Source organism: Nitrosospira sp. Is2 (genome assembly GCF_033095785.1).
Taxonomy (GTDB): domain Bacteria; phylum Pseudomonadota; class Gammaproteobacteria; order Burkholderiales; family Nitrosomonadaceae; genus Nitrosospira.
The window spans coordinates 2,993,380-3,014,012 of sequence record NZ_CP137134.1; the positions used below are offsets into that span (position 1 = coordinate 2,993,380).

Here is a 20,633-nt window from a genome sequence, read left to right on the forward strand (position 1 = left end):
TGAGCGCCATTATTTTTTGCATAAAGCCCGTATTCGCGTCCCGGTCAATTTGTTCAGGCAGGCCTTTTCAGGTATCATACGCGTCCATGACAAAGTATGTATTTGTAACCGGTGGTGTCGTCTCTTCCTTGGGAAAAGGCATCGCAGCGGCCTCTCTAGCAGCTATCCTCGAAACGCGCGGCATCAACGTTACGCTTCTGAAACTGGATCCTTATATCAATGTGGATCCCGGCACCATGAGTCCCTTTCAGCACGGCGAGGTATTTGTTACCGAAGACGGAGCCGAAACCGACCTTGACCTTGGCCACTATGAGCGCTTCATCAGCGGCAAGATGAGCAGGCTCAACAATTTCACCACCGGCCAGATTTATGAGAGCGTGATCAAGAAGGAGCGTCGCGGCGACTATCTCGGCGGGACGGTGCAGGTCATTCCTCACATCACGGACGAAATCAAGCTCCACATCAAGGCTGGCGCCGGGAATGCCCAGGTGGCTATCGTCGAGATCGGCGGGACCGTAGGCGATATTGAATCGCTACCTTTTCTGGAAGCCATCCGTCAGATGGCGGTACAACTGCCGCGCGAGGATACCTGCTTCATTCACCTCACCTTGCTGCCGTACATCACCTCGGCGGGGGAGTTGAAAACCAAGCCGACACAGCATTCGGTCAAGGAGTTGCGCGAAATCGGCATTCAGCCCGACGTGCTGCTCTGCCGTGCGGACCGCGAGCTCCCGGCTGCGGAACGGCGCAAGATCGCGTTGTTCACCAACGTGCGGGAAGAGGCGGTGATTCTGGCCGTGGATGTTGACAGCATTTACAAGATTCCTGCTCTGCTGCACGACCAAATGCTGGATGAAATCGTTTGCCACAAGCTGAGTATTCTTGCAAAAGCGGCCAATCTCGGCACCTGGAAGAAACTGGTGCATGCATTGGAAAACCCTCAACGGACGGTGGAAATCGCGTTGGTAGGTAAATACGTGGATCTCACCGAATCGTATAAATCCCTGTCGGAAGCGTTGATTCATGCCGGCATTCATACCCGCAGCGAGATCAATATTCACTATATGGATTCGGAGGCCATCGAGAAAAATGGAACCGATTGCCTGATGGGGATGGATGCGATCCTGGTTCCGGGTGGTTTTGGCAAACGCGGGGTTGAGGGCAAGATCATGGCCATCCGCTACGCACGAGTGAACCGCGTTCCTTATCTGGGTATCTGCCTGGGCATGCAGTTGGCGGTAATAGAATACGCGCGCGACAAGGCTGGAATGGAAGGCGCCCACAGTACCGAGTTTCATCCTGAGACGCCATACCCCGTGATTGCGCTTACTACCGAATGGCGCACCCGCGAGGGAAATCTGCAGCTTCGAAATGCGGAGTCGGATCTTGGTGGCAGCATGCGCCTGGGCGGGCAGGAATGTCTCCTGAAGGAAGATGCACTTGTCCGCAGGATTTATGGTTCAGACAAAATCGTCGAACGGCACCGCCATCGTTATGAAGTGAATACCGAATATATTTCCCGTCTGGAACAGGCAGGGCTCCGTATAAGCGCTGTGTCCGCGGGTGAAGGCTTGTGCGAGATGATCGAGTTGCCTGAAGCGGAACATCCCTGGTTTGTCGCTTGCCAGTTCCATCCGGAATTTACTTCCACTCCCAGAGCAGGGCATCCGCTGTTCGCGGCATTTATCGAGGCTGCTGCCAATTTCGCGAATAAACCACTCCCTGTCGAGGCAGCGCTATCAGGTAGAGTGAAGAACATCGCGTAACCATCAACAAAATAAAATCAGCAGTGAAGCTTTCACGGGATGCCATTCCCGACTGAAGATCCTCAATGATCAGATCAAACGAATATTTGTAACCATCCAGCCGATTTGTGAGTCAGGCGGCGTGCCCCAGCGCCGGGCGAGGCTTCACTGTCAGGATTGCTTCCGGCAACGCCTGTGAATACTCAGGAAAACACTTTCAATTACAAACGAGACCCAGGGAAAAATAGCATGAGTGCAATAGTAGATGTCATCGCCCGCGAAATTCTTGATTCACGAGGAAACCCTACCGTGGAAGCAGATGTACTGCTGGAATCCGGTGTGCTGGGGCGGGCCTCGGTTCCGTCCGGCGCATCCGTTGGCACCAGAGAGGCAGTCGAACTACGCGATGGAGATACTCAACGCTATTTTGGTAAGGGGGTACTGCGAGCAGTTGAAAACGTGAATACCGAGATTTCGGAAGCGATTATGGGGCTGGACGCAACGGAGCAGAGTTTCATCGACCAGACGCTTATCGATCTCGACGGAAGCGGCAATAAATCAAGACTGGGTGCGAATGCCATTCTCGCGGTCTCGCTTGGTGTCGCCAAAGCGGCGGCGGAGGAGTCCGGGTTGCCACTGTACCGCTATCTGGGGGGAACAGGACCCATGTCCATGCCTGTACCGATGATGAACGTCATCAACGGCGGCGCGCACGCCAATAATAATATCGACATGCAGGAGTTTGTAATCATTCCGCTGGGAGCGCAGAGTTTTCGTGAAGCGCTGCGCTGCGGAGCCGAAATATTTCATACCCTGAGGAGTTTGCTTAACGACAGGGGGATCAATACCGCCGTGGGCGACGAGGGCGGATTTGCCCCCAATCTGGCGAATAACGAAGCGGCCTTGCAATTAATCGTGGAAGCAATAGAAAAAGCGGGTTATTTGCCGGGACCCGATGTTGCGATCGGGCTCGATTGCGCAAGTTCCGAATTCTTCAGGGATGGAAAATACCATTTGAATTCCGACGGCTTAACTCTTGACTCGTCGCAATTCGCGGACTATCTCGCCTCGTGGATCGACAAATATCCTATTATAAGTATCGAGGACGGCATGAGCGAGCATGACTGGGACGGTTGGAAACTACTCACGAGCAGGCTGGGAAAGTCCATCCAGCTGGTGGGTGATGACATTTTTGTAACCAACGCGAGCATCCTGAAAGAAGGCGTCGCGCAAGGCATCGCAAACTCCATCCTTATAAAGCTCAACCAGATCGGCACGCTTTCTGAAACATTTTCCGCTATTCAGAGCGCTAAACGCGCAGGGTATACCGCTGTGGTGTCCCATCGATCCGGCGAGACCGAGGATACGACCATCGCCGATATCGCCGTGGCGAGTAATGCGCTACAAATCAAGACAGGATCGCTTTCGCGTTCCGACCGGCTGGCCAAATACAACCAATTGCTGCGTATCGAGGAAGATCTCGGGGATGCGGCGCACTATCCCGGCCGGGAAGCCTTTTACCAGTTAAAATAAGCAGGGGTCCATCGCGCCGCACGTGGCCTATGCAGAGATCTTTCGTTGAAAATATTGACGCTTATACTCATCGCCCTGGTTGCCCTGCTGCAATACCCGTTGTGGCTGGGGAAGGGGAGTTGGCTTAAAGTATGGGAAATCGATCAGCAGGTGACGCGGCAACACGAAATAAACCAGAAACTGCAAATGCGCAATGCCGCGCTCGATGCGGAAGTGCGCGACCTCAAACAGGGTCATGAAGCCATTGAAGAGCGAGCGCGCAGCGGGTTAGGCATGATCAAGCAAAACGAGATTTTCTTTCACATTGTGAATGAAAAGAATGACTGATATATCCCGTTACCATATCCGCGCGAGCCGAATGGTTGCTGTTACTGAGCTCCAGTAGCATTTCGAATCCTTTCTCCCATGGACAGCCGTCAGGCTTTGCGACGGCGGGCTGTTGCGCTCATACCGAGAAGACCAACGGCAAGAAGTCCCAGCATACCAGGCTCTGGCACGGCAGTGGCACCGCGAAGATTTGTCGTGCCTTGGTAGCACCATGCTCCCGCGGTAGCCGTTCCATTGGCACAACCGGTGGTGAGCCCGCCAGCCACGTCGAACGGGTTAAGGAAAAAGTTATTAAACGAACTGGTGAGCGCGATATCCGCCTTGCCTCCCATTGCATCTGAAATACCGTTTGCATTTAGAAACGAGATCACAGAAGCATCTCCCGGGCCGGCAACATCAAATAAACCGAAACCGCTGCCGCTCAATGTTGTCCCGGTCAGTAAGCCGGCGCCATTAAGCACAGCCGTTGGATCAGCTGCACCACCAAGATTGGCATGCCCCGTCAGTGTCACCCAAGGGTTTCCGCCATTGAAAGACTGAATCGTAGCAATATTGGTTGGCGAGTCCTGATTAAATAGATTCAGCGGTGAGGTATTGGTAAAAAAAACGGAGACGGTGGCGCTTGTAAATTCAACGTAAGAAGGTGAGAAATTTTGGGAATTGTTAAATGTGGCGGTATAAAACAAGCCGCAATTACCGCTCCCGTTAGCGCAATAGGTGTTATCACCGTTGATGGTAGTGATATAACCGTAGACTGATGCGCTTTGTCCGTTACCGGTGACGAAGGTTTGGGCCAGCGTCGCAGTTTCAAGATGAGTCTTGCCCGGATTTGCACCCAGCGTTCCAAAATCTACACCGCCCACGATGATCGCCGATGCCGGAGCCGAAACTGCGATTCCGAGGGCGGTGATAAGCGGAGCTAGAGTTCTATTCATCATATGATCCTTCAAAATTATAAAACCAGTTGTTAAACCAGTAGTCCATATTACGCAGTTGCTCAAGCTTTACTATTGGACCGAAGTACACCTCGGCAACAAGACCGTGCCGTGGAGGCTCGAAAGGTAACCAGGCGAAAGGCAACTACGCTTCAATGGGAGAGGGCGGGGTTGCGTGGACGCAGCGGCACGGTACGCTGTATCGCGAGTGCGCGCTGTTACCACAGCGGATCAGAAGTGAAGCTCGGTCGCGCAGCGTGGGTCTAGACGGAGGAAATGCGTAAATTGAACTGGGGGCGCGGGAGGGGGCCTCGATTGAATTGGTTCCGTTATCGGCCATGGATTGTAATTTGGCACGATGCAAACAGAGCCCGCTCGCGTTCCTTGCTCAGCGGTATCAGGCCGAGGATGGTTCAGGCATTCTCGCCCTGCCAGACAAAGCAGCTCTGTCGAAGTTCTACTCCCAGATAAACACGGTTTATTGACGCAGGGTCAGCGGCGGGTCCGTGTGTTGAGTGGGGTGATTGAAGACCTTCTACACCAGCCCGAGAAAAGTCAATTGACTCAAATCCGGGTTTCGTTTTGTTCCATACCTCTACGTGGGAGGGTGGTCTGACCAGAATGGTGTCGCCGGTGGAGATAGCGATGCGCTACGCGTCGGCCGTGGACATGGCTGGTCAACCATGTCAGGCAGAATAGCGCCGCGCCGAACAATACGATGGTGGCGCCGGAGGCGGTATTGAAGGTATAACTTAAATACATGCCAGCTACCCCCGTTATCGCGCCGATAATCAGAGAATAGATCAGCATGCGGCTGAAACAATCCGTCATTAGGCGAGCCGTCACCGCAGGGGTAATCAGTGTGGCAGCGATCATGGTGACGCCGACCACGTTCATGGAAGCAATGATCGCCAGCGTAAGCAGGAACGAAAACATCAACTGTACAAGTCCCGTTCTGATCCCGAATACCTGTGCCGCGTCGGGATCGAAAGTTGAAAAAAGCAACGGCCTGTACATGAAGAATATCGCTAGCACGGTGGACAGTGAAACCAATGCGATAACCACCAAGTCGCCACTGGTGATCCCCAGGATGTTGCCGAACAGGGCAGCCTCGAAACTCTGGTTAAAGGTGCGAACGTGGCTGATGATGGCCACGCCCAAAGCAAAGATTGCGGTGGTTACAATACCGATTGCGGCGTCCTGTTTTATTCTGCCGTTTTTTGTGATGCGGTTGATCAATAACGTAGCCAGCAAGCCCATCGCCCCGGCTCCGGCATAGAAGTTTTGATTGAGCATGAAACCGACGACCGCGCCCCCAAATGCCGCATGCGACAATCCGTGCCCAACATAACTCATGCCGCGGAGTATCACGTAAGCGCCGATCAGGCCGCAAAAAGATCCCACCATAAGCGCCGCAAGAAGTCCATGGCGGAAAAATTCATACTCCAGCGGCTCAAGCAGAAAATCGATCATGCGTGACCGCCCCGAAATAGCAAAGGCGTGCTATTTGCAATCAAAAGGTGGTCTTCATGCCGGACGATAACGATGTCCCCGCCATATGTCCTGGTCAGAATATCGCTGGTGAAAATATCGCGTGGCTGACCCTCCGCCACTACCCCATTGTTAAAGCAAATAACCCAGGGCAGATGGGAAGCGACCGCGTTAAGGTCATGCGTGGTGAGCAAAATGGTGATGCCTTCGCTATTGATATCGCCAAGCAGATGCAACACCTCATGCTGGGTCTTGATATCGACGCCGGAGGTGGGCTCATCCAGTACCAGGAGAGGTGGATTGTTCACCAGCGCACGGGCAAGAAACGCGCGTTGGCGTTGTCCCCCGGAAGTGTTCGATATGTGATGATGCAGGCATCGGTAAATACCCAGCCTGTGAGCCAGTTCCTGCACGCGCTCGCGCTCTTCCCTGCTCGGCCATGGCCATAGCCGACTACTGGTGTAGAGGCCCATCATGATCACCTCTTCTACCGTGACGGGAAAACTCCAGTCCACGCTTCCCAGTTGGGGGACGTAGCCGATCTCGCCGGGTGGAACGGCGCCAACCGCCTGTCCATGCAGAAGCACCTCGCCACGCTGCACGGGATGAGTGCCCAGAATGGTCTTGAGTAGTGTGGTTTTACCACATCCCGTCGGGCCCACCACCCCGGCAAAACGGCCGCTTGCAATACCAAGGGATAGGCCGGCGAACACGGTGTGGCCGTCATAGGCCGCCGTAACGTCGCTCAGGCTGACCGCGAGGTTTTCCCGCGAGTTATGGGTATGGGCTGATATTGCTGGTGTCGACATTTGCCATGCAATCCGAATTGCCTCCCAGCGCCCCCGTCATAATGGTCATGTTGTTTGCCATCATCCCGATAAAGGAATTGCGAGGAGCGCCGGGCAACTCGTCATCCGAGAGCTGATCGACGAACTTGACGCCCGTTTCACGCGCGATTTGCTCCATTACCTTACTTGGGAAAACCTCGGAGCCGAAAATGGCCGGCACATTTTCCTTTTTTATCTGCTTGATGATGCGAATGACTTCCCGGGGTCGCGGCTCGGAAAAATCGGAGGGCTGTATGGCCGCAACCACTTTCATGCCATAACGCGGTGCGAAGTAGGCAAAGGAATCATGATAGGTCACGAGCTTGCGGTTGTTTTCCGGAATGGAGCGAACGCAATCTGAAATGGCTTTGTCCAGTTTGCGCAGCTTGCTCAAATACTCGGCGGCGTTCGCCACGTATCCCTCCTTGTGCGCGGGATCGAGCTCGATCAGACCGTCCCGGATTATTTCCGCATAGCGCATTGCCAGCGCGATGTTGGGCCACAGGTGGGGGTTGGGGTGACCGTGTTCGCGCGGGAAGCTGAAATCGTAGCGCCAATCTTCCCGGGGCAATGCGCGATTGCCAAGCTGCAGGATTGCCGTTTCCTTACCCTTCACCTTTTCCGCCAGTTTTACCGTGGGCAACTCAAGGTCCAGGCCATTTACGATAATGAGGTCGGCAGATGCCAGCAGCTTCGCATCCGTTGGGACCGGCTCGAAGGTGTGCGAGTCGGTTCCGTCCGGGACGATTCCTGTCACGGTTACGTAGTCCGCGCCGATATTCCGGACCATATTGGTGATGGGAGCCACCGTGGTGACGACGATCGGTTTTTTGGCGTTATCGCCATAAGCGCGATTGCAAAATGGCAACGCCAGCAGTACCAATAAAAACACCGAGGTGAACCACCCCGACTTCGCCGTTATTGCAATTCTAAAAGAGAGGTAAGAATGGCTGGGCATCATCAAGCACATCAAGATAATCCGTAACCGGCCAAGAAACGGGCATCAAGGCATCAGCCACCCCATTCCCCACCCTTGGCTCCACAGGCTTTATAGACTGAAAAGCCTACCATCAATGCAATGTCGAGAATGTAGGGAATCCCTGACAAGGGGTTCACTTATTCTTACGGCTGGTTTTAACATTCCCTGACATACGGCGCGGTTAGCTATGTCGTATCTTAGCCATGGGCGCCTCATGGACTCCGCTCTGCGGGGGGAAGTATTAAAAAATCGTAATACTTCTTACGTTTTTGTATTGGCGTCCTGACCTTCGGTCAATACAACAAGAATCAGCGAAGCGGTTTGAGCGTGGACCGGTTATGAATCAAGCGTTGCAGTTGCAGGACCGTAGTCGCATATATTTAACTCGCCCGCGCTGGCGACACGCTATCAGACGCGCTCTCATCCTTGCCGGAATGATCTTGCCGGCGACGATCCAGGCGGCGGGTATCCTGACTTTGAATGAAGTGGAAGTCCGTGCAAATGCCAGGAGCCTGATTGGAGCGGCCAATTCGGCATCCGAGGGCACGGTTCTTAGACGACAGCTTGAGCAGCGTACGGTGTATCGACCGGGGGAGCTGTTCGAAACCGTTCCGGGCCTCATCGTCACGCAGCATAGCGGCGAGGGCAAGGCGAACCAATACTTCGCCCGCGGCTTCAACCTCGATCATGGAACCGATTTGAGAATTACCGTGGATGGCATGCTGGTTAACCAGCGCTCGCACGGGCACGGGCAGGGCTGGGCCGATACGAACTTCATCATTCCTGAACTGGCGAGTGGATTGCAATATCAAAAGGGCCCCTATTACGCGGATCAGGGCGATTTTTCTTCGGCCGGCGCGGTCACCATGAACTATGTGGACAAGCTGCCGACCGGTATCCTCAACTATGGCGTGGGGCAGCAGGGTTTTATGAGAGGACTGGTTGCAAAGTCGCATGAAGCGGGCGCTGGGAATGTGCTGTACGCATTCGAACTCCTCACCAAGGACGGACCCTGGGTAAAAGACGAGAATTACCGCAAGTTCAACGGGGTGCTGCGCTACAGCCAGAATACCGGGGCAACCCGCTTTAATATTACTGCGATGGGTTATGGAGGGAGCTGGAATGCCACCGACCAGATCCCCCAGCGTGGGGTGGCGAGCGGTTTCGTGTCGCGCATGGGCGCGATCGATCCGAGCGATGGCGGGGAATCCCATCGCTTCAGCCTGTCAGCCGCACTGCAGCATGCGAGCGATTATGGAATCACGCGGATCAATGTCTATACCATCCATAGCAATCTCGCCCTATTTTCGAATTTTACCTACTTTCTCGACGATCCCATCAATGGGGACCAATTTTCCCAAATAGACAAACGTTTTCAGTCCGCTTTAAACCTGAGCCATGCCTGGGTAAACCGGGTTGCGGGCTTAGCGTTCGAGAGCACCGCGGGCGTTCAGTTTCAGAATGACGTGATCGACAACGGGCTTTTAAGCACCCGGCAGCGCCAGACGTTATCGACTGCGCGCAGGGATCATATACTCGAAAATAGTACCGGGCTTTATTACCAGAACAGCGTGCAATGGCTTGAGAAATTCCGCACCGTCGTCGGGGTTCGCTCGGACTTTTACTGGTTCGATGTCACAAGCGACAACCCCGCCAATTCCGGCAGCCAGTATGACAGCATCACCAATCCCAAGCTTAGCCTTATATTCGGGCCCTGGGCTAAGACCGAGTATTACTTCAACTACGGCGGCGGTTTCCACAGCAACGACGCGCGCGGAACCACCATTACAATAGATCCAAAATCCGGCGATCCGATAAACAAAGTCAGTCCGCTCGTCCGTTCCACTGGCTATGAAGCTGGACTGCGTACCGCCATTATTCCCGGCCTGCAGGCATCGCTTGCATTTTTCCGTCTCGACCTGGCATCGGAGCTGTTATTCGTTGGCGACGCGGGGACCACTGAAGCAAGCCACCCCAGCAAGCGTGAGGGTGTTGAGGTCTCCGCGTTCTACATGCCAAACAACTGGCTTACGGTAGACGTTGACTATGCGCTCACGAAGGCGCGATTTACCACTTCGGACCCGGCGGGTAATCACATACCAGGCGCCCCCACCGGAGTGGGTAAGCTGGCGATCGCGGTGGACAATATGGGTCCGTTTTTCGGCAGCATGCAGTTCCGCTATTTTGGCAAACGTCCATTGATCGAAGACAACAGTGTCCAGTCGGATAACACCATGACGGTTAATGGCCAGATCGGGTTCAAAATCGATAAAAAGCTTCGCATTGCTGTGCAAGTGTTCAATCTTCTGGATACAAAAGCCCATGCCATCGATTACTTCTACACCTCCAGGCTGCCGGGCGAGGCCGCCTCAGGCGCGGCTGACAGGCATTTTCACCCGATTGAAAGCCGCTCATTCCGGATCAATCTGGTGGCAAATTTTTAAACCCTTTATACTTTTTTACCTCATAAATTTCCAGTAAATAAAGGGTTCGTTCAGTAACCCTTCGCGATCAACAAAAGATGGTGCGTCAACGAATAAAACTGGAGCAGATCACTATGGAACGCCTGACGATATCGCTTGATGACCGGCTTTCGAAGCAGTTTGAGGCTGTGATGCACAAACGCGGATATTTCAATCGCTCTGAGGCTATCCGTGACCTGATAAGGGATATGGTTGAATCCGTCCGCCTGGAGGAACATGTCGAAGGACACTGTATGGCCACGCTCAGCTATATATATAATCATCATGAACGTGAATTGGCCAGCTCCCTCACCTCAACACAACACGACCATCACAACCTCACGCTATCCACTATGCATGTGCATATGGACCATGACAATTGCCTGGAGGTAACGATATTGCGCGGCACGATCAGGGATGTGACCGATTTTGCCAACCTTGTTACCGCTACACCTGGGGTAAGGCATGGCAAATTGCATCTGTTGCCAGTTGACATTGTACAAGAGCAGCATTCTCCCGATTCCGAGCCGCATGTTCATAGCAATCCGCTTACGTGATGGAAAACGTTGGCAATATGGGAAGCGGAGCATAACGCCGGCGCCGGTATTGACGATACCCGCATTGACGTACCACGACGCCGGCCTGTTCTACATCAACCTTTCCCCCAAGCCGAAAGACCAGGGAAACCATGCGGTCGCCCCAGCGGACTGGGCTTTGGCGTCATTAGACGGCCTATTCCAGCAATTTATGCTCGGCCACATAGCGAACCAACTGGGCGTTGTTCTGCATCCCCATTTTTTCCAGGATGCGGGCACGGTAGGTGCTAACCGTTTTGGTGCTTAACACCAGTTTTTGCGAGATTTCGGTTAATGATACGCCAGCTGCAATAAGCTTGAGGACATGGAGCTCCCGATCGGAAAGCATGGAATGGGGGGATGTTGTCGACGGGGAACCGAGATCGAACAGAAGCTTCTCTGCCACTTTTGGATCGATATATCGTCCTCCATTGGCCAGCCGGCGGATAACAGAGATCAGCAGGTCGGTCGGGCTATTTTTGGTGAGATAGGCGGAGGCGCCAGCGCGTATGGTCCTGATGGCATATTCGTCCTCATGATAGGTACTCAACATTAACACCTGATGCTTCGCTCCATCGTTCATTAGCCGTTTTAGCACCTCCAATCCGTTCATTTCGGGCATGTTGACGTCCAGCAAAGCAACATCCCATCCGCCCTGACGCATTTTTTCGAGGGCGTCGAGTCCGTCTGTCGCTTCCCCCACCACGATGATATCTGCTGTTTCTCCGAGAATTCGTTTTAGCCCGTCGCGGAAAAGCCTGTGGTCGTCAGCTAAGAAGGTTTTGATTATCATGTTTATTCATTCAGATCAGTGAAACTGCCGCTAATGGCGGGAATGTACCAGACGGCAGACGAGAGTGTACGGTAGTCAAGTTCGTAACAATGCGATGTTTAGCCATGTTTGCCTGCTGTTCTTTATTTGCGATTGGGAGCGAACCGCGGTTCCTATCCTCAACATCACTGGGTTGATGCATGTCCGACCGTCAACCTGGTTAAATGGCGTGTTCCCGCGGTTTTTCCCCCTAGGGCAGTAGGACAAATGCGGGCGCAGATGCCGGCACAGGTGTCCATTTATATCCGGGACAAAAGTCAGCTCATGTCCCCAACAAGTTTTTGATTGATTGCTTTCGTAGCGATAGAGACGGGCCAATCGCCAGATCCGTCAGCTTCCTTGGTATGCGCACGCGAACCTCAGTTCCTTGCTGCCGCGAACTGGTGATGTCGATACTGCCTCCCAGCACCGCTGCCCGTTCACGCATTCCAAGCAGGCCAAACGACTTTTTCTTCGTAGCGTTCTCGGAATCAAATCCTTTTCCATTGTCGCGCACCTCAACAATGAGATCGTTAGCGCTCTGCCAGAGATTGATCTCGACACAACTTGCTTCAGCATGTCGTGCCACATTGGTCAGGGATTCCTGCACTATCCGAAATATGGCCACAGTCTGATCTTCATCCAAATGGACGGGTTCATCCATCAACCGCAGTATGCAGCTTACACCGCTGTGTTTCTTGAATTCGCCGGTCAATTTTTTGAGGGCGGTTACGATCCCCAAACCAAGCGAAGCCGGGCGCAAATGTTCGGCAACATTGTGCACACTTTGATCTGCCTTATGCACCAGTTCCGCCATGTTGCGCCTGATGCTTTCCACCCTGTCGCTTCTATGATCTTCCCCGCTTTTCAGGAGAGAGATTTCCAGGTGCAATGCGGCCAGGAGCTGTCCAAGTTCATCGTGAATTTCGCGGGCAATATATTTACGATCTTCTTCCCGCATCCGCTCCACGTGTGCCGCAAATTCCCGTATCGCTGCATCCCGCACCCGAAGCTCCTGCTCTACAAGCAGACGTGCCTCCGCCTGCTTGTGTTCCAACCACTTTCCTAGATCGTCGCCAATTACATCGATCAGATTCTGTTCATCCGGCAACAAGAACGGTTGATCTTCACAGTAAAAAACCGCTAGCCAGCCGTAAGGCTCGCCGTAGACGGTAATTTGCTTGCGTAACTCGCGTTTATAGTCCCTGCCAAGGTGGTCGGAGATGAACTGCCTGTCGTCCAGTTCTATTTGGATCGTGGCGATTGAGGGGACTTGCATCGCCGCGATCAGCTCCACAAAAATCGTCCTGCAAACTTCCTCCAGCGACCCTGCTTCCATACCGCGTCGGATCGCATAAAAGCAATTGATCTCCTTTAATCGCTCGCGTAATGATTCCTCGACCTGTTTGAGTTTCATGATTTCATGTTCGATGGCTTCCGCCATGGTATTGAAGTCGGCGCCGAGTTCGGCGATCTCATTGCGGGTGGAGATATCACAGCGGGTCGAATAGCTGCCTTGGGCGATACTGCTCGCCTGGCGACTGAGATAGTCGAGCGGGCGCAGGATATTACGCCGCATGTAGAAAGTGGCGACGACTACCACGAGCAACGCACCGCAAAGCACTGCCAGCATTAGAAAGATTTGTTGCTGGAATTTCGATTGCAAATTACCCAGCATTGTTTGCGTGCGGTTCTCCAGTTCCAGCATGAACTGGCTGATGGGTGCCATGATTCTGGTCTTTTCAGCCTTATAACGCTCACCAAATAACAAATCGATCGCGAAATCGCGATCAGGTGGACAGGATATGGTGTAACTGCCGGAGCGGTCCTTGCACCATCCTTTTATCGCGGCAAATGCCTGTTTTTCAAGGTTTACCAAGTTATCCGAATTCTTCTGCGATTGCTGAAGCAGATCAAGCTCTCGCCTGCTGAAACCTTCACGACGCATCAGATCTATCAAGGCGACAGGATTGCCGTGGGTGCCGGGTGAAGCAATCCTGTTTTCATCCCAATAGGTTATGGGGTAATTTTGGGCGCGCGCCCGTTTGCCGTTTCGAATGTCAAGGATCTCGAAAAAGGAGCGCTCATATGTGGGATCGCGGGTGATGACGTAGCTACGCGCCATCCTTGTCAGATTTTCGGAACTTTGGAATAACTCATTTGCAAGTTGCAGAGAATGGTGTTTCTGACGCTCAGCTTTGGTGATCTCGTCCAGTGTGCCAAGGGCATGAGAAGTAAGCAGTATGAGCAGGCTCAGCACCATCACGATGAAGATGAGATAAAAGTTCGTGAAAAGACCAATCCTCATGTTTTTCCCTTTGACTGGTTAGATCAACTGACAAGCTGCTGCTACGCCCGCCGGCCCGCGCGTCTCATGCGTGTCATTTTTCATGTAGTTTGGCCTGTTTCGAATTTGAACGGCAGTGACGGTGCTTGACCTTGACCGAGCACACTTCCTTGCCGTGCAAACGAACGATAGCTCCGGGCAAACATCGGACGAGCGCAGGCCCGGAAAGTCGTGATAACAATCCGTGCTTCTGTACCTGAGCCTTCCCCCCAACGCCCGTTTCATGAGGCCAACAATACCTCAAGCGCTGCCTCAAGTGTCAACTTGAGCACTGTCTGAGCCCTGTCGCGAACTTAACTCGATGAGCATTCGTAAGAGAGTAATAAATATGAACAAATTTTCATATATAAAATTTGCAGTCTGTGGATAGTTATCAGTGATTAATACTAAAAACTCCCTCATGATTATGCAAGCCGGGTTAACGGACAAAAAAGACTTTTTTATCAGACATTTTGAGGTGAGGGTATATAACGTGGCCAGCTATGTATCGATGTCGGCTGAGGGCGCTTCGCAAGAAAATGTTTTCCGGAAGCAACACGGGAGCTGCCTTTTTGTTCGCCTGGCATGGCTGCCGGCGCTAGTGATTTCCGCGATGTTGCTCTCCGCCGTCGCGACGGCGGAGGATCTTCAGCTGCCGAAAGGTCCCAAGTATGTTATCGACGATACCAAATGGATGACGATAGGAATGGGTTTTCGTGGATCGGGCGTATGGGTGCAAAATCGCGCAACGGATACTTTCAGGAATGATTTCAGCATTGATAATGCTCGGGTCTATTTGAATGGGCAGGTACACCAATACGTCAAATTCGAGATCAACACCGAGTGTTTTTTCTGTAACAACACCCAACCGGACTCCAACCCGAAGATGTCCTACAACATCCTCGATGCGATCGGGAAATTCGAGTACAACCGATATCTCAATATCTGGGGCGGCCGCATGCTGGTGCCCACGGAACGGGGCGAGTTGAGCGGTCCTTTTTTTCAGGCAACCCACGATGCCTTCAAGACACCCTTCTTTTCCCAGGATTTCAGCACCAAGTTCGGCAGCGGCGGTGCGGGCCGATATGGTCGTGATGACGGCGGAACTTTCTGGGGGAGTGTCGAACCGGGGTTTATCAAAGGTACGCTGGGCTATGCAGTAGGCGTTTATAGAGGCCTGCAGTCATCCTCCACTCTGGGACCCAATCAGGGAGATGATGTGCTGTGGGCCGGACGATTCACCTACAACTTCCTGAATCCGGAAAAAAATCCCGGCTACTACACCAGCAGTACCTATTTCGGTAAGGCCGGAGATATTCTGGCGCTTGCGTTTGGCGCATCGTACCAAAAAAATGGCGCAGGTTCATTTGCCAACCGGAGCGATTTTCTGGGGTTGGTTGGTGACGTGCTTTTCGAGAAGGTATTACCCCGAAATACGGGGGTGGTTACAGTGAATGGGGAGTACAAGCAGTTTTACGCCAACTATGCGCCCGCCGCGTTTGCTGACCCGGCATGTTTTTGCATATTCGACGGGAAATCCTGGACAGTCACGGGCCTTTATTTAATACCCATCAAGGTCGGGATAGGAAAGTTTCAGCCTTATGGCAGGTTTACCAGCGTCCAGCCCAACAATAGCAGCAAGCGGGAAGAGATAGAGGGTGGAGTGAACTATATCATCGATGGCTTCAACGCCCGCATCTCCGCGTACTACCAACATGGCGACCTGTTTACCAAGGGCCTCAATTACGCGCCGGGGGTAACGGGCGAGAAAGTCGATATTTTCAAATTATCTTTCCAGCTGCAGATGTGATTATCAACCGTGGAGCTTCACGCCTACTATCGTCGGGTAACAACAAGAAATGAGCGCGAACAAGCAGGTGGAAAATTCAGTGACCAGACCGGGCTCCAATGCTCCAGTCCACGGTTTACACGTGGTGCCGTATCCGGCACAGCCGATGATCAACGTACCGCATACGCCACTGCAAGCTCGGCTATCCCTCGGATATTCCGAGGATAGGGGCACCACACGGCTGGTGGATCGCGACCATTACGGCCCCTTGCTGGTACAAAAACCTCTCTATCCGGAAGGCCGGGAAGTCTGCCATACCGTCATCATCCACCCGCCCGGCGGGGTGGTGGGCGGAGATGAGCTGGAGATCACGGCAAATGTCGGCAAGGCGGCGCAGGTGCAAATCACTACCCCCGGTGCTGCCAAGTGGTACAAGGCCAACGGACATGTCTCGCACCAAAATATAAGGCTCAACGTCGGTGCCGGGGGATCGCTTGAGTGGGTACCACAGGAAACCATCTTTTTCGACAATGCGGACCTCGTCCTGGATCATCAAGTCAGGCTGGAGAAGGACGCGAACTATATAGGGTGCGAGATTCTCTGCTTCGGCCGCACGGCATCCGGTGAGTCCTTCAATGGCGGCCGTATCCGGCAACGCACCCGCATCTATCGCGACGGAAAATTGATCTGGCTGGAGCAGATCCGGCTGCTTGGAGGGAGTGGGGCCATGAGAGGGCCTCTCGCCCTGGCGGGCAGGACAGTTTGCGGAACACTGATTTTGACCGGAAGAGCAATCCCACGGGAGTTGATTGAGTCAGCAAGGGAAGGGGCGGAGAGCATCGCGGGAGACGCGAGTCGCGTTGGCGTGTCCCAGTTGAAGTCGGCGGTGGTCGTGCGTTATCTGGGTGATTCCAGCGAAACGGCTCGGCGTGTCATGTTGCATATATGGGGGTTGTTTCGTCCGGCAATGCTTGGTCGCGCAGCAATCGTGCCACGCATGTGGAACACATGATCCCCGCTCCAGGTGGGCACTTTTTATTTTGGAAAAGATTTGCGGAAGATTGCTCGAGCTTGCAATCGCGTTGACGGGTTGACAACTATTTTTTACTGAGGAGAAGACAATGGACCTTACACCAAGGGAGAAGGACAAGCTTCAGATATTTACCGCCGGCTTGGTGGCGGAGAGGCGCAAGGCGCGTGGGTTGCGCCTCAACTATCCCGAAGCGGTCGCGCTGATTACCTGCGCCGTGATGGAGGGCGCTCGCGACGGCAATACAGTGGCCGAACTCATGTCACACGGCACCCGCGTGCTGTCGCGGGCAGACGTGATGGAAGGCGTTCCGGAAATGATTCCTGATATCCAGATCGAGGCCACCTTTCCGGATGGGACCAAGCTGGTAACTGTCCACAACCCTATTCCCTAAAAACAAGGAGACCAAGATGGCAAGATTACCAATGGTCCCGGGCGAAGTGTTTGTGCAGCCCGGCGATATCGAACTGAACGTCGGCAGAAAAACCAAGACCCTCAAGGCTTCGAATGGCGGAGACAGGCCTATACAAATCGGTTCGCATTTCCATTTTTATGAAGTCAATTCGGCAATGGAATTCGACCGGGAGGCTGCTTATGGCATGCGCCTGAACATCATGGCGGGCACGGCCGTGCGTTTCGAACCGGGCCAGGAACGCACCGTTGAACTGGTCGAACTTGCTGGGGAGCGGACAGTGTACGGATTTAACCAGAAAGTGATGGGTAAACTGAAATAACTGTTTACTCCCAATAAAACTACAGAGGAGCGAAAAATGACTTTCAATATGTCCCGTCAGGCCTACGTCGAAATGATGGGTCCCACTACGGGTGATCGTGTCCGACTCGCCGATACCGAACTTTTTATCGAGATTGAGAAAGATTTCACGACCTACGGAGAGGAAGTAAAATTTGGCGGCGGCAAGGTGATACGCGACGGTATGGGGCAATCACAGCGCAATCATGCCGACGTAATGGATACCGTCATCACAAATGCAGTGATCATCGATCACTGGGGAATTGTCAAGGCGGATATTGGCCTGAAAAATGGCATGATCGCGGCAATCGGCAAAGCCGGAAATCCGGATATACAGCCGAACGTCACGATGAACATCGGCGCAGCAACCGAAATCATAGCCGGTGAAAATCTTATCGTCACTGCCGGTGGCGTTGACAGTCACATACACTTCATTTGCCCGCAACAGGCCGAAGATGCCATGATGAACGGCATTACCACGATGCTGGGCGGCGGGACAGGCCCGGCTGTGGGCACAGCGGCCACGACTTGTACGCCAGGGCCCTGGCATATTCATTCAATGCTGCGGGCGTCGGACGGCATGGTGATGAATACCGGCTTTTTTGGAAAGGGCAATGTCAGTCTGCCGACCCCGAATGAGGAACAGATCCTGGCGGGCGCATGCGGCCTGAAATTGCACGAGGACTGGGGCACAACTTATGCCGCCATCGATAACTGCCTCTCGGTGGCCGACAAGTACGACATCCAGGTCGCGATCCATACGGATACGATTAACGAAGGCGGCTACCTGGAAAATACGATTGCCGCGATGAAAGACCGCACCATTCACACGTTTCATACTGAAGGTGCCGGAGGCGGGCACGCGCCCGACATCATCGCCGTGGTAGGTCAGGAGAACGTCTTGCCGTCCTCCACCAATCCCACCCGCCCCTACACGGTCAACACCCTGGACGAACACCTGGATATGCTGATGGTATGCCATCACCTGCATGCCAATATCGCAGAGGATCTGGCATTCGCGGAATCCCGCATCCGTAAGGAAACCATCGCAGCCGAGGATATCCTGCATGACATGGGCGCCATTTCAATGATGTCGTCGGATTCGCAGGCGATGGGCCGAATTGGTGAAGTGGTAATGCGCACCTGGCAGACGGCGCACAAAATGAAAATACAGCGCGGCACGCTGCAGGAGGACACTTCCAGGAACGATAATTTCCGGGTAAAGCGTTATATCGCAAAATACACCATTAACCCTGCGATTACGCATGGCGTTGCGCACGCAATCGGTTCGGTCGAGGTGGGCAAATACGCCGATCTGGTCTTGTGGAGGCCCGCGTTCTTCGGCGTCAAACCGTCGATGATTCTGAAGGGCGGAATGATTGCCGCATCCCTGATGGGTGATCCTAACGCCTCGATTCCTACCCCGCAGCCGGTACATTATCGTTACATGTTCGGTGGGTACGGCGGGGGAATCAAGACCTCGTGCTTCACGTTTACCTCGCAGGCGGCTATTGACGGTGGGCTGGTGGACAGCCTGAAGCTGGACAAGAACCTGATTGCGGTCAAGAACACACGTAATCTGCGCAAGAAGGACATGATCCACAATGGTGCGACCCCAAAAATGGAAGTCGACCCTGAAACCTACGAGGTACGGGCCGACGGACAGCTGTTGACCTGCGGCGCAGAAGATGTTCTGCCCATGGCCCAGCGCTATTTCCTGTTCTGAGTATATCCGCGTAGAAGCGCCGGTCGTGGATTCACATGCCGGCCGGACTACAGGGTATGCCTTTGGCAAGCAGGTTAGACGTCAAATTGATCTTTGAGGCAAAAACATGCTTACGTTGAACACTAAGGTGGACCGCACGGATTCAATCTTTGCGGAGCTAGTCCTGCCTTATGAATTGCGGGAAAACAGTCGCCTGCGCGCCGCGCTCGCGTCCGGAGAGGAAGTTGCCATTTTTACTGTGCGAGGCACTGTGCTGCGGAATAACGATTTGCTAAAGGGCGACGATGGTCGCGTCGTGCAGATTGTTGCGGCGCAGGAACCCACCTATCGTGTCACCTGTGGCACGCCCGACAATTTGCTGCGCTGCGCATTTCATCTCGGCAATCGTCATACTCAGACGCAGGTGGGGGAAGGCTTTTTACGAATCCTCCAGGACAGCGTGCTGAAGGAGATGCTGGAGGGGCTGGGCGCGACGGTGACGGCGGAAAATGCGCAATTTGAGCCGGAGGCAGGCGCGTACAGTGGGGGCGGGCACCATCACCACGACGGTCACCACCACCATGCCCGTGGCCCGCTTGCGCCCATCCCGGTGCACCAGAAGATCCATCGGCCGTCCGATTCAAAGTCCTAGGCGATAACCATGCGATCCAACGCGTTGCTTCCCTTGTTGCAGCTGGCGAGCCCGTCACTGCCGGTTGGAGCATATACCTATTCGCAAGGGCTGGAGTCGGCTATCGAAAAAGGCATCGTCAAAGACGAATGCTCAGCCCGGGAGTGGATTACCGAGTCTCTTCGAATTGTCGGGGACTTCGAAGCGCCGATCCTCTGGCGTTTGCTAAACGCTTTTTCAGCATGGGACACCGCTGCGGTGACACATTGGACGGAAAGTTTTGTCGCCGCGCGCGACACCGCGGAGTTTCGTGCAGAGACAATACAGATGGGATATTCACTCGGCAAGCTGGTGGCCGATCTGAAGATTGCGGATGATGGTTTGCTGGCGATATTGGCGATCCAGGCGGAGGTACCATTGCCCACCGCATTTGCCTGTGCTGCCGTAGCGCTGGGGGTGCCGCACGAGGACGCTCTGCTTGGAATGCTGTTTTCCATGGTCGAGAACCAGGTGCTCGTGTGTGTTAAATCGGTCCCCCTTGGTCAGGTTTCCGGACAGCATCTCCTGCTTTCTCTCCACAGCGCAATTGAAGCGGCAGCGCTTCGTGCGCGCATGCTCGCAGATGATGAATTGTCCAACTGGGCGCCGGGGTTATCTTTATTTTCTATGCAGCACGAAACGCAATACTGCAGGGTTTATCGATCCTGAATTTTCTG

The 20,633-nt window shown here is 53.7% G+C and carries 18 protein-coding genes; 12 read left to right on the forward strand and 6 right to left on the reverse strand.

Going from position 1 to position 20,633, the window contains the following annotated elements; genetic code table 11:
- Window positions 1-86: 86 nt before the first annotated feature.
- The 3 genes from R5L00_RS13160 (at window position 87) to ftsB (ending at window position 3,605) form a co-directional block, all read left to right on the forward strand.
- Complete coding sequence (locus R5L00_RS13160) at window positions 87-1,766, forward strand: CTP synthase (protein ID WP_107693301.1); 1,680 nt, start codon at window positions 87-89, stop codon at window positions 1,764-1,766.
- Window positions 1,767-1,994: 228 nt separating this feature from the next.
- A complete protein-coding gene (gene eno, locus R5L00_RS13165) occupies window positions 1,995-3,278 on the forward strand; it encodes a phosphopyruvate hydratase (RefSeq protein ID WP_317652206.1) in 1,284 nt (427 codons plus the stop codon).
- Window positions 3,279-3,323: 45 nt separating this feature from the next.
- Window positions 3,324-3,605, forward strand: a complete 282-nt coding sequence (gene ftsB / locus R5L00_RS13170; protein WP_317652208.1) for a cell division protein FtsB — start codon at window positions 3,324-3,326, stop codon at window positions 3,603-3,605.
- A gap of 89 nt (window positions 3,606-3,694) precedes the next feature.
- Here the strand turns inward: ftsB and R5L00_RS13175 are convergent, their stop codons facing one another.
- The 4 genes from R5L00_RS13175 to R5L00_RS13190 form a co-directional block, all read right to left on the reverse strand.
- The gene (locus tag R5L00_RS13175; RefSeq protein WP_317652210.1) at window positions 3,695-4,555 is read right to left on the reverse strand and encodes a PEP-CTERM sorting domain-containing protein; all 861 of its coding nucleotides are present in this window, start codon (window positions 4,553-4,555) and stop codon (window positions 3,695-3,697) included.
- A 549-nt stretch (window positions 4,556-5,104) separates the two neighbouring features.
- Window positions 5,105-6,013 carry a metal ABC transporter permease gene (locus tag R5L00_RS13180; protein WP_317652212.1) on the reverse strand — a complete coding sequence of 303 codons (909 nt, stop codon included), beginning with the start codon at window positions 6,011-6,013 and terminating at the stop codon, window positions 5,105-5,107.
- The gene (locus R5L00_RS13185; RefSeq protein WP_317652214.1) at window positions 6,010-6,840 is read right to left on the reverse strand and encodes a metal ABC transporter ATP-binding protein; all 831 of its coding nucleotides are present in this window, start codon (window positions 6,838-6,840) and stop codon (window positions 6,010-6,012) included. The genes R5L00_RS13180 and R5L00_RS13185 overlap by 4 nt, the downstream gene beginning before the upstream one ends.
- Window positions 6,806-7,828 (reverse strand): metal ABC transporter substrate-binding protein, encoded by a 1,023-nt coding sequence (locus R5L00_RS13190; protein WP_317652216.1) that lies wholly within the window; start codon window positions 7,826-7,828, stop codon window positions 6,806-6,808. Before R5L00_RS13190 ends, R5L00_RS13185 begins: the two co-directional genes overlap by 35 nt.
- A 347-nt stretch (window positions 7,829-8,175) precedes the next feature.
- Here R5L00_RS13190 and R5L00_RS13195 point away from each other — a divergent pair, with 347 nt between their 5' ends.
- Window positions 8,176-10,281 carry a TonB-dependent receptor gene (locus R5L00_RS13195; protein ID WP_317652218.1) on the forward strand — a complete coding sequence of 702 codons (2,106 nt, stop codon included), beginning with the start codon at window positions 8,176-8,178 and terminating at the stop codon, window positions 10,279-10,281.
- 113 nt (window positions 10,282-10,394) lie between these two features.
- Window positions 10,395-10,856 carry a nickel-responsive transcriptional regulator NikR gene (gene nikR, locus R5L00_RS13200; protein ID WP_317652221.1) on the forward strand — a complete coding sequence of 154 codons (462 nt, stop codon included), beginning with the start codon at window positions 10,395-10,397 and terminating at the stop codon, window positions 10,854-10,856.
- A gap of 175 nt (window positions 10,857-11,031) precedes the next feature.
- Here the strand turns inward: nikR and R5L00_RS13205 are convergent, their stop codons facing one another.
- Both R5L00_RS13205 and R5L00_RS13210 read right to left on the reverse strand, forming a co-directional pair.
- Window positions 11,032-11,667, reverse strand: a complete 636-nt coding sequence (locus tag R5L00_RS13205; protein WP_317652223.1) for a response regulator transcription factor — start codon at window positions 11,665-11,667, stop codon at window positions 11,032-11,034.
- A 301-nt stretch (window positions 11,668-11,968) separates the two neighbouring features.
- Complete coding sequence (locus tag R5L00_RS13210) at window positions 11,969-13,993, reverse strand: ATP-binding protein (protein ID WP_317652225.1); 2,025 nt, start codon at window positions 13,991-13,993, stop codon at window positions 11,969-11,971.
- Between the two features lie 415 nt (window positions 13,994-14,408).
- Between R5L00_RS13210 and R5L00_RS13215 the strand changes: the two genes are divergently transcribed.
- From R5L00_RS13215 to R5L00_RS13245, 7 genes are all read left to right on the forward strand, one after another.
- The gene (locus tag R5L00_RS13215) at window positions 14,409-15,821 is read left to right on the forward strand and encodes a hypothetical protein (RefSeq protein WP_317652227.1); all 1,413 of its coding nucleotides are present in this window, start codon (window positions 14,409-14,411) and stop codon (window positions 15,819-15,821) included.
- Window positions 15,822-15,870: 49 nt separating this feature from the next.
- Window positions 15,871-16,812, forward strand: a complete 942-nt coding sequence (locus R5L00_RS13220; protein ID WP_317652229.1) for an urease accessory protein UreD — start codon at window positions 15,871-15,873, stop codon at window positions 16,810-16,812.
- Window positions 16,813-16,921: 109 nt separating this feature from the next.
- Entirely contained in the window at window positions 16,922-17,224 is a 303-nt protein-coding gene (locus R5L00_RS13225) for an urease subunit gamma (protein ID WP_317652231.1), read from the forward strand.
- Window positions 17,225-17,255: 31 nt separating this feature from the next.
- Complete coding sequence (locus R5L00_RS13230; protein WP_317654191.1) at window positions 17,256-17,564, forward strand: urease subunit beta; 309 nt, start codon at window positions 17,256-17,258, stop codon at window positions 17,562-17,564.
- Between the two features lie 36 nt (window positions 17,565-17,600).
- A complete protein-coding gene (gene ureC / locus R5L00_RS13235; RefSeq protein ID WP_317652233.1) occupies window positions 17,601-19,307 on the forward strand; it encodes an urease subunit alpha in 1,707 nt (568 codons plus the stop codon).
- Window positions 19,308-19,413: 106 nt separating this feature from the next.
- Complete coding sequence (ureE, locus tag R5L00_RS13240) at window positions 19,414-19,938, forward strand: urease accessory protein UreE (protein ID WP_107693286.1); 525 nt, start codon at window positions 19,414-19,416, stop codon at window positions 19,936-19,938.
- Window positions 19,939-19,947: 9 nt separating this feature from the next.
- On the forward strand, window positions 19,948-20,625 hold the full coding sequence (locus R5L00_RS13245; RefSeq protein WP_317652235.1) for an urease accessory protein UreF: 678 nt from the start codon (window positions 19,948-19,950) through the stop codon (window positions 20,623-20,625).
- Window positions 20,626-20,633 lie beyond the last annotated feature (8 nt).

Excerpts from the sequence above, each read along its gene's own strand:
- R5L00_RS13160 (WP_107693301.1), top strand. The coding sequence starts at position 87 with ATGACAAAGTATGTATTTGTAACCGGTGGTGTCGTCTCTTCCTTGGGA.
- eno (WP_317652206.1), top strand. The coding sequence starts at position 1,995 with ATGAGTGCAATAGTAGATGTCATCGCCCGCGAAATTCTTGATTCACGA.
- R5L00_RS13180 (WP_317652212.1), bottom strand. The coding sequence starts at position 6,013 with ATGATCGATTTTCTGCTTGAGCCGCTGGAGTATGAATTTTTCCGCCAT.
- R5L00_RS13185 (WP_317652214.1), bottom strand. The coding sequence starts at position 6,840 with ATGTCGACACCAGCAATATCAGCCCATACCCATAACTCGCGGGAAAAC.
- R5L00_RS13190 (WP_317652216.1), bottom strand. The coding sequence starts at position 7,828 with ATGTGCTTGATGATGCCCAGCCATTCTTACCTCTCTTTTAGAATTGCA.
- R5L00_RS13195 (WP_317652218.1), top strand. The coding sequence starts at position 8,176 with ATGAATCAAGCGTTGCAGTTGCAGGACCGTAGTCGCATATATTTAACT.
- nikR (WP_317652221.1), top strand. The coding sequence starts at position 10,395 with ATGGAACGCCTGACGATATCGCTTGATGACCGGCTTTCGAAGCAGTTT.
- R5L00_RS13205 (WP_317652223.1), bottom strand. The coding sequence starts at position 11,667 with ATGATAATCAAAACCTTCTTAGCTGACGACCACAGGCTTTTCCGCGAC.
- R5L00_RS13210 (WP_317652225.1), bottom strand. The coding sequence starts at position 13,993 with ATGAGGATTGGTCTTTTCACGAACTTTTATCTCATCTTCATCGTGATG.
- R5L00_RS13220 (WP_317652229.1), top strand. The coding sequence starts at position 15,871 with ATGAGCGCGAACAAGCAGGTGGAAAATTCAGTGACCAGACCGGGCTCC.
- R5L00_RS13225 (WP_317652231.1), top strand. The coding sequence starts at position 16,922 with ATGGACCTTACACCAAGGGAGAAGGACAAGCTTCAGATATTTACCGCC.
- R5L00_RS13230 (WP_317654191.1), top strand. The coding sequence starts at position 17,256 with ATGGTCCCGGGCGAAGTGTTTGTGCAGCCCGGCGATATCGAACTGAAC.
- ureC (WP_317652233.1), top strand. The coding sequence starts at position 17,601 with ATGACTTTCAATATGTCCCGTCAGGCCTACGTCGAAATGATGGGTCCC.
- ureE (WP_107693286.1), top strand. The coding sequence starts at position 19,414 with ATGCTTACGTTGAACACTAAGGTGGACCGCACGGATTCAATCTTTGCG.
- R5L00_RS13245 (WP_317652235.1), top strand. The coding sequence starts at position 19,948 with ATGCGATCCAACGCGTTGCTTCCCTTGTTGCAGCTGGCGAGCCCGTCA.